Annotated in this window: 15 protein-coding genes; 9 read left to right on the plus strand and 6 right to left on the minus strand. The window is 67.0% G+C overall.

Annotated features, from left to right (window positions below; genetic code table 11):
* Window positions 1-52: 52 nt before the first annotated feature.
* Window positions 53-412 (plus strand): phosphoribosyl-AMP cyclohydrolase, encoded by a 360-nt coding sequence (hisI, locus tag BU28_RS0120270; protein ID WP_028721045.1) that lies wholly within the window; start codon window positions 53-55, stop codon window positions 410-412.
* On the opposite strand, the gene gluQRS is transcribed toward hisI, so the two are convergent.
* The 3 genes from gluQRS to BU28_RS0120285 form a co-directional block, all read right to left on the minus strand.
* On the minus strand, window positions 401-1252 hold the full coding sequence (gluQRS, locus tag BU28_RS0120275; RefSeq protein ID WP_028721046.1) for a tRNA glutamyl-Q(34) synthetase GluQRS: 852 nt from the start codon (window positions 1250-1252) through the stop codon (window positions 401-403). The genes hisI and gluQRS overlap by 12 nt on opposite strands.
* The gene (gene trmFO, locus BU28_RS0120280; protein WP_028721047.1) at window positions 1234-2571 is read right to left on the minus strand and encodes a methylenetetrahydrofolate--tRNA-(uracil(54)-C(5))-methyltransferase (FADH(2)-oxidizing) TrmFO; all 1338 of its coding nucleotides are present in this window, start codon (window positions 2569-2571) and stop codon (window positions 1234-1236) included. Before trmFO ends, gluQRS begins: the two co-directional genes overlap by 19 nt.
* A 106-nt stretch (window positions 2572-2677) precedes the next feature.
* Entirely contained in the window at window positions 2678-3301 is a 624-nt protein-coding gene (locus BU28_RS0120285; RefSeq protein WP_028721048.1) for a 50S ribosomal protein L25/general stress protein Ctc, read from the minus strand.
* 182 nt (window positions 3302-3483) lie between these two features.
* Here BU28_RS0120285 and BU28_RS23985 point away from each other — a divergent pair, with 182 nt between their 5' ends.
* The gene (locus BU28_RS23985) at window positions 3484-4461 is read left to right on the plus strand and encodes an acyltransferase family protein (protein WP_233144982.1); all 978 of its coding nucleotides are present in this window, start codon (window positions 3484-3486) and stop codon (window positions 4459-4461) included.
* On the opposite strand, the gene BU28_RS0120295 is transcribed toward BU28_RS23985, so the two are convergent.
* Window positions 4458-5621, minus strand: coding sequence for an alpha-hydroxy acid oxidase (locus tag BU28_RS0120295; protein WP_028721049.1), 1164 nt, complete (start codon window positions 5619-5621; stop codon window positions 4458-4460). The genes BU28_RS23985 and BU28_RS0120295 overlap by 4 nt on opposite strands.
* Before the next feature lies 1 nt (window position 5622).
* The gene (locus tag BU28_RS23990; RefSeq protein WP_051578351.1) at window positions 5623-5985 is read right to left on the minus strand and encodes a hypothetical protein; all 363 of its coding nucleotides are present in this window, start codon (window positions 5983-5985) and stop codon (window positions 5623-5625) included.
* Window positions 5986-6106: 121 nt separating this feature from the next.
* On the opposite strand from BU28_RS23990, the gene dnaG reads away from it, so the two are divergent.
* Window positions 6107-8032 (plus strand): DNA primase, encoded by a 1926-nt coding sequence (gene dnaG, locus BU28_RS0120305; RefSeq protein WP_028721050.1) that lies wholly within the window; start codon window positions 6107-6109, stop codon window positions 8030-8032.
* Window positions 8033-8183: 151 nt separating this feature from the next.
* Window positions 8184-10178, plus strand: a complete 1995-nt coding sequence (rpoD, locus tag BU28_RS0120310) for an RNA polymerase sigma factor RpoD (RefSeq protein ID WP_028721051.1) — start codon at window positions 8184-8186, stop codon at window positions 10176-10178.
* A 64-nt stretch (window positions 10179-10242) separates the two neighbouring features.
* Here the strand turns inward: rpoD and BU28_RS0120315 are convergent, their stop codons facing one another.
* Window positions 10243-10791, minus strand: a complete 549-nt coding sequence (locus BU28_RS0120315; protein ID WP_028721052.1) for an NADPH-dependent FMN reductase — start codon at window positions 10789-10791, stop codon at window positions 10243-10245.
* 200 nt (window positions 10792-10991) lie between these two features.
* Between BU28_RS0120315 and BU28_RS0120320 the strand changes: the two genes are divergently transcribed.
* From BU28_RS0120320 to BU28_RS0120340, 5 genes are all read left to right on the plus strand, one after another.
* Window positions 10992-12413: a DNA recombination protein RmuC gene (locus tag BU28_RS0120320; protein ID WP_233145027.1), complete on the plus strand. Its 1422-nt coding sequence runs from the start codon at window positions 10992-10994 to the stop codon at window positions 12411-12413.
* Entirely contained in the window at window positions 12410-12835 is a 426-nt protein-coding gene (locus BU28_RS0120325; protein ID WP_028721054.1) for a secondary thiamine-phosphate synthase enzyme YjbQ, read from the plus strand. The genes BU28_RS0120320 and BU28_RS0120325 overlap by 4 nt, the downstream gene beginning before the upstream one ends.
* Window positions 12836-12932: 97 nt before the next feature.
* On the plus strand, window positions 12933-13802 hold the full coding sequence (locus BU28_RS0120330; RefSeq protein ID WP_028721055.1) for an ABC transporter permease: 870 nt from the start codon (window positions 12933-12935) through the stop codon (window positions 13800-13802).
* Window positions 13799-14608 (plus strand): ABC transporter permease, encoded by an 810-nt coding sequence (locus tag BU28_RS0120335; protein ID WP_028721056.1) that lies wholly within the window; start codon window positions 13799-13801, stop codon window positions 14606-14608. Before BU28_RS0120330 ends, BU28_RS0120335 begins: the two co-directional genes overlap by 4 nt.
* On the plus strand, window positions 14605-15759 hold the full coding sequence (locus BU28_RS0120340; RefSeq protein WP_051578352.1) for an ABC transporter ATP-binding protein: 1155 nt from the start codon (window positions 14605-14607) through the stop codon (window positions 15757-15759). Before BU28_RS0120335 ends, BU28_RS0120340 begins: the two co-directional genes overlap by 4 nt.
* Window positions 15760-15817: the final 58 nt, after the last annotated feature.

A 15817-nucleotide genomic window follows, 5' to 3' on the forward strand; every position in this document is an offset into this window, starting at 1 on the left:
CCTTGGGCTGCGCCGGGATTAGATAGGCATCGCACCGCGGAAAGGAAAGCCGATGTTCGACCCCGCCAGCCTGAAATATGACGCTCAGGGCCTGATTCCCGCCGTCGCGCAGGATCATCGGTCGGGCGAGGTCCTGATGGTCGCGTGGATGAACGCGGATGCCGTGGCGCGCACGCTGAAGACGGGGCGCGTGACGTATTGGTCACGCTCGCGCCAGGCGTTCTGGGTCAAGGGTGAAAGCTCGGGTCATGCGCAGACGCTGGTGGAACTGCGGGTCGATTGCGACCGCGACTGCCTGCTGGCCCTGGTCGAGCAGACCGGCCCGGCCTGCCACACCAACCGGCGGTCCTGCTTTTACACCGCCATTCGCGACGGCGCCGAGGTGGTCATCATGGAGCCATCAGAGGCCTAGCATCCTGCGGATGTCGGCGGGCGTCGCGCCCTCGGCCCGGTAAAGCCGCAGGGCGCGCGCGTCGTCGCGCTTGGCAAGGCGCTTGCCGGCCGCGTCCCGGATCAGGCGGTGGTGATGATAGCGCGGCACCGGCAGGTCCAGCAGGCGTTGCAGCAGCACATGGATATGGGTGCTGTCCAGCAGGTCCTTGCCGCGCGTGACCAGGGTGATGCCCTGCGCCGCGTCATCCACCACGACCGACAGGTGATAGCTGGTCCCCATGCCGCGCCGCGCCAGCACCACGTCCCCGACGCCTGCCACGAAGTCGGCCGCGCTTAGCCGGTGCGGGATGCCGGGGGCAATGTTCTCATCCTCGAAAGCGATTTCCCCAAGGTTCAGATGCGCCAGCGCCGCCGCCGCGTTCAGGCGGATCGCGTCCCCCGGCCCGGCCTCGGCCATGCTGCGATGGCGGCAGGTGCCGGGATAGACCGGGCCGTCGGGCCCGATCACCGGCGCGCCTTCCTGTGGGGCCGAAAGCGCCGCGCGGATATCGGCGCGGCGGCAATGGCAGGGATAGGTCAGGCCCAGCGCCGCCAGCCGGTCCAGCGCCGCCCGATAGGCCGGCAGGCGGTCGGACTGGCGCATCACCGGCAGCGGCCAGCCGAGGCCCAGCCAGTGCAGGTCCTCGGCGATCATCGTCTCGTATTCCGGGCGGCAGCGGCTTTGGTCGATGTCCTCGATCCGCAGCAGGAAGCGGCCCGGGGCGGCGAGGTTGGCGGCCACCAGCGCGGCATAGGCATGGCCCAGGTGCAGCGGCCCCGTGGGCGACGGGGCGAAGCGGGTTACTGCGTCGTCAGCCATGCCTGGAAATCCGCCTTGGCGCGATCGGTATAGGCCGGATAGCGGTCCTTGCGCCCCTTGCGGCCGCCGCGCATCTCGTCCAGCGGCGGGTAGAGGCCGAAGTTCACGTTCATCGGCTGAAAGGTCCTGGCATCGGCGCCGCCGGTGATGTGGTTGACCAGCGCCCCCATCGAGGTGGTGGGCGGCGGCGGGGCCAAGTCGCGTCCCAGCGCCTCGGCGGCGGCCATGCGGCCGGCGAGCAGGCCCATGGCGGCGGATTCGACATAGCCCTCGACCCCCGTGACCTGGCCGGCGAAGCGCAGGTTCGGGCGCGCGCGCAGCCGCAGCCGGTCGTCGATCAGCCTGGGGGCGTTCAGGAAGGTGTTGCGGTGGATGCCGCCCAGCCGCGCGAAGCTGGCGTTCTGCAAACCGGGAATACGGCGAAAAACATCAACTTGCGCGCCATATTTCATCTTGGTCTGGAAGCCCACGATATTATAGAGCGTGCCGAGCGCATTGTCGCGCCGCAGCTGGACCACGGCATAGGGCTTTTCGGCCGGGTTGTGGGCATTGGTCAGGCCGACCGGCTTCATGGGGCCATGGCGCAGAGTCTCGCGCCCGCGCTCGGCCATGACCTCGATCGGCAGGCAGCCGTCGAAATAGCCGGCCGTTTCGCCCTCGTGGAACTCGGTCTTCTCCGCCGCCAGCAGCGCGTCGATGAAGCGGTCGTAATCCTCGCGCGTCATCGGGCAGTTGATATAGGCGGTGCGCTCTTCCTCGGTTTCGCCCTTGTCATAGCGGCTTTGACGCCAGCAGACCGACATGTCGATGGTGTCGGCGTGGACGATGGGGGCAATGGCGTCGAAAAAGGCCAGCGCGCCTTCGCCCGTCGCCTGCAGGATCGACTGGCCGAGCGCGGCCGAGGTCAGCGGTCCGGTGGCGACGATCCAGCGGCCCTTGTCGGGCAGTTCGGTCACTTCCCCCGGCGCGAAGCTGACCAGAGGCTGATCGCGCAGCGCTTGGGTCACGGCGGCGGAAAAGGCGTCGCGGTCCACGGCCAGGGCGCCGCCCGCCGGCAGGCGGTGGCGGTCGGCCATCTCCATGATCAGCCCGCCCGCCGCGCGCATTTCCCAATGCAGCTGGCCCACGGCGTTCATGCGGTCGTCGTCCGAACGGAAGCTGTTCGAGCAGACCATTTCCGCGCAGTCGCCGGTGCGATGGGCGAAGGTTTCGACGGCCGGGCGCATCTCGTGCAGGACCACCGGCACGCCGGCGCGGGCGATCTGCCAGGCGGCTTCCGAACCGGCAAGGCCGGCACCGATGATGTGGATCGGTTCCATGGTATTCCTTTCGCGTCCGGCGCGCGTCATAGCATTCCGCCGCGCCATGAGAAAGGGCGGCACCCGCAGGGGATGCCGCCCGATCCGGTTCAGCCGGAGGCCGAAATCAGGCTTCGGCCGCTTCGCCTTCGGCGGCTTCGGCGTTGTCTTCCGAGCGCAGGCCCGAGGGCGCGGCGATGTTGGCGATCACGAAGTCGCGGTCGATGGTCGGCTTGACGCCGGCGGGCAGGGCCACATCGCTGATGTGGATGGTGTCGCCGATCTGCTTGCCGGTCAGGTCCACGGTGATCTGCTCGGGGATGTCCGAGGCGGTCACGACCAGCTCGACTTCGGGACGCACGACGACCAGGGTGCCGCCGCGCTTGAGGCCGGGGGCGTCGTCGTGGTTTTCGAAGTTCACGTGGATGAACAGGTTCACGCGCGTGTTGCGGTGCAGGCGCATGAAGTCGATGTGCGTCGGCAGGTCCTTGACCACATCGCGCTGGACGCCGCGGCAGACGACGCGGACGTCATCCTGGCCTTCGACCTTCAGGTTCCACAGCGTGGACATGAAGCGACCGGCGCGCAGCTTGGTCAGCAGCGAGTTGAATTCGATCTGGATCGGCTGCGGGTCTTTCCCGTCGCCATAGACGATGCCGGGCACCTTGCCTTCGCGGCGAGCTTGGCGGGCGGCCCCCTTGCCTGTCCCCGCGCGTGCCTCGGCCACCAGATCAGGGATCTCTTTGGCCATGATGGTATTCCTTTGTTAGCGGTTTGCGGCCATCCTCCAAGGGTGCATGGCCGAAGCCGGGCCCATAGCGCCTGCGGCCCGAAAAGGAAAGCGGGAAAAAATCTGCAAGGCCTCATAGGAAATTTCTTGCCAGCCCCGTCGAGGATGCGTCAAGCCTTCCGTCATTCGATCGGAGTTGCGCGGTGCGACGCATTCATTCTTTGGACTATGTTAAAACGTTTCTGGCTGTCATTGTTGTCCTTGCCCATACCAACTGGTTGCAGACGCACCTGAGCCCGCCGGTCTTTGTGCTGGGCAACGGCCTGTTGCGCACGGTGGTGCCGCTGTTTTGCATCATCGCGGGCTACTTCCTTCACACCGCGGTCGAACGCGGCCGGACCGTCCGCTGGCTGTGGCGGGTCATGGCGCTGTATCTGTTCTGGATGGTGGCCTATCTGCCGATCTGGAAGGGGCAGGTCCATAGCCTTTGGTCGCTGACGACGACCCTGCTGTGGGGGTTCTTTCACCTGTGGTTCCTGATCGGGATGTTCATCGCCGGGCTGGTGCTGACCGGGCTGAACTGGATGGCCCGGAAAATCGCGCCGCGCCATGCGCTGTGGTTCGTCGCGGTGCCGGCTGCCCTGTGCGCCGTGGCCGGGCTGGCGCTTGAATATGCCGATCTGTTCGGCGTGATCCAGATCTCGGAGCAGCGCTATCGCAACGGGCTGTTCCTGTGCTTTCCCTTTCTGGCCATCGGCTATCTGATCCACAGCCGGATCAAGGCGCCCGGTGCGCGGCCGCTGCCCTCGGCGCGCCTGCTGTTGCCGGTCACGCTGGCGGGGCTTGTCCTGATGGGAGTCGAGGCCTGGCTGGTGCAGTCGCGGCTGGGCCTGGACGTGATGATCGAAATCCCGTTTGCCGGCTATGTCGCGGTGCCGGCCCTGTTCCTTCTGTGCCTGCAGGTCGAGATGCCGCCGCAGCCGGTCGATCTGGGGCTGATCTCGGCCACGATCTATTTCCTGCACGTCTGGGCGTTTCGCCTGGCCGACGTGCTGGGCATCCACAGCCTGCCCGGCTTGATGCTGATGGGCGTCGGCGTGCCGGTGCTGGCGGCGCTGTCCTATGGCGCGGCGTCGGGCCGGCTGCGCGGCCGGGCGGCTCGCCGGCCCCACGGCGGCTAAAGCCAGGGATCCAGGAGGTCCCGCGGGATCATCAGGTTGTGCCGCCCCAGCCGGGTCACGTCCCGTTCGCCGCACAGCGCCATGGTGATGTCCAGTTCCTTGCGGATGATCTGCAGCGCGCGGGTGACGCCCGCCTCGCCCATGGCGCCCAGGCCATAGATGAAGGCGCGGCCGATATGGGTCGCGCGGGCGCCCATCGCCAGCGCCTTGAGCACGTCCTGCCCCGAGCGGATGCCGCTGTCCAGATGCACCTCGATCCGGTCGCCGACCGCCTCGACGATCTCGGGCAGCATGCGGATGGAACTGGCGGCGCCGTCCAGCTGGCGCCCGCCGTGGTTCGACACGATGATCGCGTCGGCGCCGAAATCGGCGGCGATGCGGGCGTCCTCGGGGTCGTTGATGCCCTTGAGGATCAGCTTGCCGCCCCACAGGTCGCGCACCCGGGCGATCTTTTTCCAGTCGAGTTGCGGGTCGAACTGCTCCGCCGTCCAGTCGATCAGCGAGGAGGGGTCGCCCACGCCCTTGGCATGGCCCACGATATTGCCGAAAAAGCGTCGCCTGGTGCGCAGCATCCCCATGCCCCAGCGCCATTTCGTCGCCATGTCCATCAGGACCGGCAGGGTCAGCCGGGGCGGGGCGGACAGGCCGTTCTTCAGGTCCTTGTGGCGCTGGCCCAGGATCTGCAGGTCCAGCGTCAGCACCAGGGCCGAGCAGTTTGCCCGCCGGGCGCGCTCGATGATCGCTTCCAGGAAATCCTGGTCGCGCATGACGTAAAGCTGGAACCAGAACGGCGCCTGGGTCGCCTCGGCCACGTCCTCGATCGAACAGATCGACATGGTGGACAGGGTAAAGGGCACGCCGAAGTCGCGGGCGGCGCGGGCGGCCTTGATCTCTCCGTCGGGGGCCTGCATGCCGGTCATGCCGACCGGGGCCAGCGCCACCGGCATGGTCACCGGCTGGCCGATCATCGTGCTGGCGGTCGAGCGCCCGGACATGTCCACGGCCACCTTCTGGCGCAGCTTGATGCGGGCGAAATCGGTCGAATTTTCGCGGAACGTGCTTTCGGTATAGCTGCCGCTTTCGGCATAGTCATAGAACATGCGCGGTACGCGGCGGCGATAGAGCGTCTTGAGGTCGTCGATGCAGGTGATGACGGGCATGTCAGGGACTTTCGGGCGGGTCGGTGTCGGTGGCGGCGCCGCAGGTCTCCGCGCCGTCGGGGCAGTCGTCCAGCGAGCGGCGCGACAGCGCCTCGGCCCGGGCGCGCAAGGCGTCGGCGCGCCGGGCCAGGTCGTCCGTCGTGCCGGGCGCGCCGCCGCCGCGCCGGGACAAGGCATCGGCGCGCGACGCCAGCGCATCGCCGGCAGGGGCGGGATCGTCGCGCACCTCGGCCGCGTGGGCGGGCAGGGCGGGTTCGGCCAGCAGCTGGTCGGTCGGCATCAGCGCCGGGTAATCGCCCACCGCGTCGCCGCATCCGGCCAGCGCCAGCGCCGCCAGGATACCGGGGATAGACCGCCGCGCCATTCGCCTCTCCGTGCCAGAACCGCCGCGACAATAGGCCCAGCGCGCGGCCGGGGGCAAGATGGGGCGGGCCGTGCCCACGATCCCCTTTGCAACCCGGGCCCGCCATCCGATATAAGGGCGCATGAGCCTGCCGCCCCAGTTCCTTGATGAAATCCGCGCCCGCGTGCCCCTGTCGCGCGTGATCGGGCGCAAGGTGGTCTGGGACCTGCGCCGCTCGAACCAGGCCAAGGGCGACTGGTGGGCGCCGTGCCCCTTCCATGGTGAAAAGACGGCGTCCTTTCATGTCGATGACCAGAAGGGGTTCTATTACTGCTTCGGCTGCCACGCCAAGGGCGACGCACTGACCTTCCTGCGCGAGGCCGAGGGCCTGGGCTTCATCGAGGCGGTCGAGCTGCTGGCCTCGGAGGCGGGCCTGCAGATGCCCGAACGCGACCCGCGCCAGGTCCAGCGCGCCGACCGCCGCACCGAACTGGTCGAGGTGATGGAGCAGGCCGTGCGCTGGTTCAGGATGCAGCTGGGCATGGGTGCGGCCGAACAGGCGCGCGCCTATCTGGCGCGGCGCGGCCTTGACCCGGCGGCTTGCGAGCAGTTCGGCATCGGCTATGCCCCCGACCAGCGGCAGGGGCTGTTCAACGCCCTGCGCAGCAAGGGCATCGCCGAGGCGCTGATCGTCGAGGCCGGGCTTTGCGCCAAGCCCGACGACGGCGGCGCGCCCTTCGATCGGTTCCGCGGCCGGATCATGTTCCCGATCCGCGATGCGCGCGGGCGCTGCATCGCCTTCGGCGGCCGCTCGCTGGATCCGAACGCGCGGGCCAAGTACCTGAACTCGCCCGAAACGCCGCTGTTCGACAAGGGGCGCAACCTTTACAACCTCGGGCCCGCGCGGGCGGCGGTGGCCAAGGGCAAGCCGCTGATCGTGGCCGAAGGCTATATGGACGTGATCGCTCTGGTCCGGGCCGGGTTCGAGGGCGCCGTGGCCCCCCTGGGCACCGCCATCACCGAAGACCAGTTGCGGTTGATGTGGCGCGTCTCGCCCGAGCCGGTGATCGCGCTGGACGGCGACACCGCGGGCCTGCGCGCGGCGCTGCGGCTGATCGACCTGGCGCTGCCGATGACCGCGCCGGGGCAGGCGCTGCGTTTCGCCTTTCTGCCCCAGGGCCAGGATCCCGACGACCTGATCCGCGCCAAGGGCGCAGGCGCCATGTCGGCCGTGCTGGAGGAATCGCGTCCCCTGGTCGACCTGCTCTGGCGGCGCGAGACCGAGGGCCGGGTCTTTGACAGCCCGGAACGCAAGGCGGCGCTGGACAAGGCGCTGGGGGATGCCATCGCCAGGATCCCCGACAAGGATACCCGCGACCATTATTTCGCCGCGCTGAAATCCCTGAAATGGGAGTTGTTCGGCCATCGCCGCCGCGAGACTGCCCAGCCCTCCCGCCCGGCCTGGCAGCCACGCGGCATGCGCGGGGCGGCGCCGCTGCCGGTGGCGCCGGCGGCCCCGACCCGGGCCTCGCGCCTGTCCTCGCCCGATGCCGGCGAGCGCGAGGCCGAGGAGTTGATCGAGGCGATGATCCTGGCGATCTGCGCCACCCATCCCGCCCTGATCGGCCCGGTCGAGCCCCGTCTGGAACGGCTGGAGCCGGCCGACCCCGACCGGGCGCAACTGGTCCATGACCTGCTGGCCGGAACCCAGTCGCAGGCGGGCCAGCGCGCCCTTGAAAGCATCATGGCCGAGCCCCATGTCAGGGCGGCTCCGGCGATCCTGCGCCCGCAGGACGGGGATGCCGCGGCCGAGGTTCTGGTCAATGCGCTGGACCGCATCGAATCGCGCCGCATCGCGCGCGAGGAAATCGCCCGCGCCGAGGCCGAGATCGAGGGACTGGCGGACGAGGGTCTGACCTGGCGCGTCGCGCAATCGGCGCGCGCCCGCCAGCAGGCGGACCATCCCTCGCTTTCGGACCTGTCGGATTTCGGCGAGGACCGCGAGGCATTGGCGGCGCAGCTTCGCGCTGCCGTCGAGAACGAGATCTGGCGCAAGCCGCGCCGCTGACATCCTCTGCGAATCACTCGCCGGGGATGTTTTGACGAACCGCCGGGCCGGGACCGGGGCGGCCTTTGAATCCGCCTCTGATTCGGATAGAACCGCCCGGCAGCCGATCCCGATTCGCCGATTCGCGAATCACCGCTTCAAGGGAGCCAGCATGGCAGCCAACGACGACGACCAGAAGCCCGACAGCAAGGACGAGGATCATTCGCTGGACATGAGCCAGGCGGCGGTCAAGCGCATGATCGCCGAGGGGCGCGAGCGTGGCTTTATCACCTATGACCAGCTGAACGCCGTCCTGCCGCCCGAACAGGTCAGTTCGGACCAGATCGAGGATGTGATGTCCATGCTTTCCGAGATGGACATCCGGGTCGTCGAGAACGACGAAGAGGCCGAGGATTCTGAAAGCGCGGGCGAGGTCGCGACCACGGGCTCGGGGTCGCGCGAGGTGGCGCTGGCGACCACCGAAACCGAAAAGCTGGACCGCACGGACGATCCGGTGCGCATGTACCTGCGCGAGATGGGTTCGGTCGAGCTGCTGTCGCGCGAGGGCGAAATCGCCATCGCCAAGCGGATCGAGGCCGGGCGCAACACGATGATCGCGGGCCTGTGCGAAAGCCCGCTGACCTTCCGTGCGATCACGCTGTGGCGCCAGGAGCTTCTGGACGAAGACATCTTGCTGCGCGACGTGATCGACCTGGAAACCACCTTCGGCCGCGCCATGGACGACGAGGGCGAGGACGAGGATGTGCTGGTCCCCGAGGAGACCCCGCGCAGCGAGACCGCCGCCGCAGCCCCCGCGCGCGAGGAGGAGGAGCTTGACGCCGATGGCAACCCCATCGGCCGTACCGAAGACGACGAAGAGGACGACGAGGGTCACAACCTGTCGCTCTCTGCGATGGAAGCCTCGCTGAAGCCCAAGGTTCTGGAAACGCTCGAGGCGATTGCCCAGGGCTACGAGGAACTGGCGCACATGCAGGACAACCGCATGTCCGCCACGCTGAACGAGGATGGCACCTTCTCGGCCAAGGACGAGCTGGCCTATCAAGTCCTGCGCTCGCGCATCGTCGGGCTGGTCAACGAGTTGCACCTGCACAACAACCGGATCGAGGCGCTGGTCGACCAGATCTATGGCATCAACCGCCGGATCGTGACCATCGACTCGGGCATGGTGAAACTGGCCGATGCGGCGCGCATCAACCGGCGCGAGTTCATCGACGCCTATCGCGGGGCCGAGCTGGATCCGACCTGGATCGACCGCATGTCGGCCAACAAGGGGCGCGGCTGGCAGGCGCTGTTCGAAAAATCGCGCCGCCAGGTCGAGGAACTGCGCGCCGAGATGGCGATGATTTCCCAACGCGTCGGCGTCGACATCGAGGAATTCCGCCGCATCGTGAACCAGGTCCAGCGCGGCGAGAAGGAGGCGCGCCAGGCCAAGAAGGAAATGGTCGAGGCGAACCTGCGGCTGGTCATCTCGATTGCCAAGAAATACACGAACAGGGGCCTGCAATTCCTTGATCTTATTCAGGAAGGCAATATCGGCCTGATGAAGGCCGTGGACAAGTTCGAATACCGCCGCGGCTACAAGTTCAGCACCTATGCGACCTGGTGGATCCGCCAGGCGATCACCCGGTCCATCGCCGACCAGGCCCGCACGATCCGCATCCCCGTCCACATGATCGAGACGATCAACAAGCTGGTCCGCACCGGCCGCCAGATGCTGCACGAGATCGGCCGCGAACCCACGCCCGAGGAACTGGCCGAAAAGCTGCAGATGCCGCTGGAAAAGGTCCGCAAGGTGATGAAGATCGCCAAGGAGCCGATCAGCCTCGAAACCCCGATCGGGGACGAGGAGGACAGCCAGCTGGGCGATTTCATCGAGGACAAGAATGCCGTGCTGCCGCTGGACAGCGCCATTCAGGAAAACCTCAAGGAAACCACCACCCGCGTTCTGGCCAGCCTGACCCCGCGCGAGGAGCGGGTGCTGCGCATGCGCTTCGGCATCGGCATGAACACCGACCACACGCTGGAAGAGGTCGGCCAGCAGTTCAGCGTCACCCGCGAACGCATCCGCCAGATCGAGGCCAAGGCGCTGCGCAAGCTGAAGCACCCCTCGCGGTCGCGCAAGCTGCGGTCGTTCCTGGATCAGTAGGGGGCTGGATCCCCAAGGCCGGAAAGCAAAACCCCCGCCGGATGGCGGGGGTTTTTCGTTGGCCTCAGCCGTGCTTTTCGATCCAGTCGGCCAGCGCGTTCACGAAGCCTTTCAGGAATTCGGCGGTCTTTTCGTCAGTGACGCTGCCATCCTCGGCATAGGCGTCATCCTTCCACTGGATATAGGCTTCGGGCTGGCTCATCACGATCGCGCCGACATGCAGCAGATCGTTTTTCAGATGGCCCTGTGCCATCGCGGCGCCGATTGCGCCCGGCGAGGTGCCGGTGACGGCGGCGGGCTTGCCGCTCCAGGAGTTGTCGCCCCAGGGACGGGTGCCCCAGTCCAGCGCGTTCTTGATGACGCCCGGATAGGTGCGGTTGTATTCCGGCGTGACCACCAGCACCCCGTCGGCCTGCTTCAGCGTTTCCTTGAGCTCAAGGACCGAGGCGGGCGGGTTGTCCCACAGCTCGTCGTTGTAGTGGGGCAGCGCGCCGATGTTCAGTTCGGTAAAGGTCAGCCGGCCCTCGGCCAGCGTCTCGAGCGCCTTCGCAAGCTTGCGGTTCAGCGACTGCTGGCGCAGCGATCCGACGAGAAGGGCGACGGTCTTGGTCATGGGAACTCTCCTGATTGGTGATCGGGTCCGGCCAATAGCTATGGCCGGATCGGGAAAGTTGTAAGTGGAGTTCGTCTTGCATTTTCGGGGCAAAAGGGGAACAGTCGGCGCAAGCCGGAACGGACCGGCAGGCACAAAAGGCGGGCAGGACGGTGCTTCAGGATCAAATTCTTCAATCTTGGGTGACAGATACGGGGAATTTGCAGATTCTTTCGATGCTGTTCCTGGGTCTGTTCCTGGCGGCGGTTGTTGCGCTGTGGCGAACGCGGCGTTCTGCCGCGGCGGCTGCGGCGGCCGGTGCGGAACGCGAGGCCGCGCTGCGCGCCCGGATCGAGGCCGATCAGGACGGCCTGCGCGACCAGTTGCTGATCGCCGGCAGGCTGGAAACCCGGGCCGAGGCCTTGTCGCAGCGCATCGGCGAACTGGCCGAGGAACGCGACGGCCTGAGCGATGCGTTGCACCGCGAACGCCAGGCCCGTGCCGAGGTCCAGCGCGAACTGGCCGAGACGCGGCTTGCCGCACAGAAGGACCGCGAGACGGCCGAGCGCGACATCGCCACCCTGCGCGAATTGCGCGAGGAGATGACCCGCCAGTTCCGGCTTATGGCGAACGAAACCCTGCGCAGCCAGGGGGCCGAGATGCAAAAGGCCCATGGCGAGCAGCTTTCCGCCCTGCTGACGCCGTTCCGTGAACAGGTCAACCGCTTTCAGACCGAGCTTCAGACCCGCAACAAGGCCACGGACGAGGAACGCGCCCGGCTGAAGGAGCAGATCGAATACCTGCACAAACGGTCCGAGCAGATCTCGGCCGAGGCGGTGGCGCTGACCCGCGCGCTCAAGGGCGACAGCCAGAAGCGCGGCGCCTGGGGCGAGATGATCCTGGAGCGCATCCTTGAGGATTCAGGCCTGATCGCGGGCACGCATTACATCGCCCAGGCCAGCCACACCGATGCCGACGGCCGGCGCTGGCGGCCCGACGTGATCGTGAAGATGCCGCAGAAGAAGCTGCTGGTGGTGGACAGCAAGGTCTCGCTCAATGCCTATGAGGAGGCGGTGAACGCGGACGACCTGGCGCTGCGCGAGGCGGCCTTGCGCCGGCATGTCGCCTCGGTCCGGGGGCATGTGCAGCAACTGGCAGCCAAGGGCTATCAGGAGCTGGACGATGCGGGCGAACACGGCGGCACGGTGGATTACGTTCTGATGTTCATCCCCATCGAGGGCGCCTTTTCCGAGGCGCTGCGGGTCGATCCCGACCTGGCCCGCTTTGCCATGGAAAACCGCGTGGGCCTGGCCACGCCCACGACCCTGATGCTGACGCTGCGCACCGTGGACCATATCTGGACGGTCGAGCGGCGCGAATCGAACGCCATGCAGATCGCTGCGCGGGCGGGCCAGCTCTACGACAAGCTGCATGGATTCGTGTCCTCGATGGAGGATGTCGGCACCGCGCTGGAGCGGGCGCAGAAAAGCCATGCGACTGCGCTTGACCGGCTGACGCGGGGGTCGGGCAACGTGATCCGGCAGGCCGAGATGCTGCGCGAACTGGGTGCGCGCACGCAGAAGCGGCTTGCGCTGGACCACGACGGCGCACGTCTTGAACTGCCCGACGCGGCCGCCGAATGACCTTGCTGCGGCTGACCGTGCAGACCGGCGGGCCCGGCTGCCACGACATCACGGATCGCATCGCCGGATGGCTGGGCGAGATCGCTGCGGCGGAGGGTGTGGTCACGGTGTTCCTGCGCCACACCTCGGCCTCTCTGCTGATCCAGGAAAATGCCGATCCCGACGTGCAGCGCGATCTGCTGGCCTGGCTCGACCGTCTGGCACCGCCGGCCGATGCGCCCTCGATGGGCTGGATCACCCACCGCGCAGAGGGGCCCGACGACATGCCGGCCCACATCAAGGCGGCGGTCCTGCCCACCAGCCTGCAGATTCCGGTCGCAGACGGGCGGATGGTCCTGGGAACCTGGCAAGGGATCTATCTGGTGGAACACCGCCGTGCGCCCCATCGGCGCGAGGTCGTGGCCAAGTTTCAGGCAGGTTGACGATTGCGGATGCCCGAACCCAGAAAACGTCTTTCCCTTAACCGGATGTTATGAAAACTTGCGCAACAAACGGGCAGGCTTTGGGCAAGGGCAGGGCATGGCTTCATCGAACCGATCGCAGACGGTCCAGGGCCTGACCCTGATCGCGCCACCCCTGGGCTATGCCGTCCTGGTCATGGCCGCGCCGCTGCTGACGATCCTGGCCTATTCCTTTCTCAAGGACGGCTATCTGACGGTCATCCGCGAATTCACGCTGGAAAACTATCGCGCGGTCTGGGCCGACCCGATCTTTCACAAGATCATGCTCCGGTCGCTGGGCGTCGCGGCGCTGGTCACCCTGGTCACGGTCGTTCTGGCCTTTCCGGTGGCCTATTTCCTCAGCTTCGTGGTGGCGCCCGGAAAGAAGTCGCTGTGGCTTTTCCTGATCACCATCCCGTTCTGGACCAGCTACCTGATCCGGGTTTTCCTGTGGAAGGTGATCCTGGGCTATAACGGCGTCATCAATTCGGGCCTGAAATCGCTGGGCATCATCGAGCAGCCGCTGACCTTCATCCTGTACAACGTCAATTCGATGGTCATCACCCTGGCCCATGCCTATGCGCCCTTCGCCATCCTGCCGATCTATATCGCGCTGGAAAAGATCGACCGCTCGCTGCTGGAAGCCGGGCGCGACCTGGGCGAAAGCCGGGCCATGACCTTCTGGCGCGTGACGCTGCCGCTGGCCATGCCGGGCGTGGTGGCGGCGGCGCTGATCGTCTTCATCCCGACCATCGGGGATTACGTCACCCCGGCCCTGATCGGGGGTGGCAAGATCCCGATGATCGCCAACATGATCCAGGCGCAGATGCTGGACCTGGACAACAGGCCCATGGGCTCGGCGCTGGCGGTGACGGCGATGCTGATCGTCGCGGTGCTCAGCCTGCTCTTCGTGGCGCTGAACCGGCGCTTCCTGAAGGTGCGGGCATGAAGGGCGGCACGGGCCTGCGCGCCTATGCGCTGATCTATCTGCTGTTCCTTTACGCGCCGATCCTGCTTTTGCCGATCTTTGCGTTCAATTCGGGCACCATCATCGCCTTTCCGCTGAAGGGCTTCACGACCGAATGGTTTGCGCAGATGGTCGGCAATGCCTCGCTGCGCAAGGCGCTGACGAACTCGCTGGTCATCGCGGTCAGCGCCTCTGTCCTGGCGACCTGCCTGGGGGTCTTTGCGGCCCGCGCCTCGACCCGGTTCCAGTTTCCCGGCAAGGGCCCGATCATGGGGCTGATCATGCTGCCGCTGGTCCTGCCCGAGATCATCGTCTCGATCTCGCTTCTGGTGGTGCTGTTGTCGCTGGGCGTCAAGCTGTCGATCCTGACGGTGATCCTGGGCCACACGCTGATCTGCATGCCCTATGCGACGGTGATCTTGTCCACCGCCTTCAACTCGCTCGACCGCTCGCTCGAGGAGGCGGCCTATGACCTGGGCGAAACCCGGATCAGCGCGTTCCGGCTGGTGATCCTGCCGCTGGTCATGCCGGGGATCATATCCTCGCTGCTGATGAGCTTCACGATCAGCCTGGACGAATTCATCATCGCCTTCTTCCTGGCCGGGAACGAGCCGACCTTGCCGACCTACATCTTCAGCCAGCTGCGCTTTCCCAAGCAGATCCCGATGATCATGGCGCTGGGGACGGTGCTGGTGGTCATGTCGATCCTGCTGCTGACCATTGCCGAATATTTCCGCCGTCGCGGCATCGCGAAGACCGGCGCCAAGGATACCGGAGGCTTCGTATGAGCACCCAGACCAGTTCCGCCGCCCATCGCGCCCGCACGGCCACGGCCCGGCCGATGATCGAATGTCGGGGGGTGCAGAAATACTATGGCGATTATCACGCGCTGCGCGGCATCGACCTGACCATCCGGGCGGGCGAGTTCTTTTCCCTGCTGGGCCCGTCGGGCTGCGGCAAGACCACGCTTTTGCGCACCATCGCCGGGTTCGAGGAGATCAGCGACGGCGTCGTGCTGATCGACGGGCAGGACATGCAGAACGTGCCGGCGAACCGGCGGCCGACGAACATGGTGTTCCAGTCCTACGCCATCTTTCCGCATCTGACCGTGGCCGAAAACGTGGGCTTCGGCCTGCGCCGCGACCCCCGTTCGCGCGCCGAAAAGGCGGCGGCGGTCGAAGAGGCGTTGGCCATGGTCGGGCTTGCGGGCTATGGCGGGCGGGCCAGCCACGCCCTGTCCGGGGGCCAGCGCCAGCGCGTCGCCCTGGCCCGGGCGCTGATCCTGAAGCCCAAGGTGCTGCTGCTGGACGAGCCGCTGTCGGCCCTGGATCGCAAGATGCGCGAGCAGATGCAGGTCGAACTGATCAAGCTGCAGCGCCAGGTCGGCATCACCTTCGTCCTTGTCACCCACGATCAGGAGGAGGCGCTGGTCATGTCCGACCGCATCGCCGTCATGTTCGAGGGGCAGATCGCCCAGCTTGACGGGCCCGAGGCGCTTTATGCCCGCCCCTCCAGCCGGCGCGTCGCGAATTTCATCGGGGTGATGAACTTCCTGCCGGCGCGGATCCTGGGCGAAACGGCCGCCGGAGTCGAGGTCGAGGTGTCAGGCCTTGGCCGGGCCGAGATACCGGCGGCCAACATCAGCCATTCGGACCCCGGGGACGAGGGCCCTTCGGTCGGCTTCCGCCCCGAGGCGGTGTCGCTGGTCGGCGCGGGCCAGCCGGTCGCGGGCCGCGCCACCCCCGGCGTCATCGACGAGGTCGTCTATTACGGCGACATGACCTATTACGACGTGCGGCTGGACGGCTCGGCCGGGTTCGATGGCACCGCGCGGCCCGTGCGGATCGCCATGCGCAATGTCTTCGGGCGCGAGGTGCAGGATGTCGGAACCCGCGCGAATGTGACCTGGTCCCCCGGCTCGCTGGTGCTTTTCCGCTGATTTCCAGGGACCTGCGCAGGTTCCTGCCGCCGCGCCGTTTGCAGGGCCGCGCGCGACG

The organism is Paracoccus yeei ATCC BAA-599 (assembly GCF_000622145.1).
Lineage (GTDB): Bacteria > Pseudomonadota > Alphaproteobacteria > Rhodobacterales > Rhodobacteraceae > Paracoccus > Paracoccus yeei.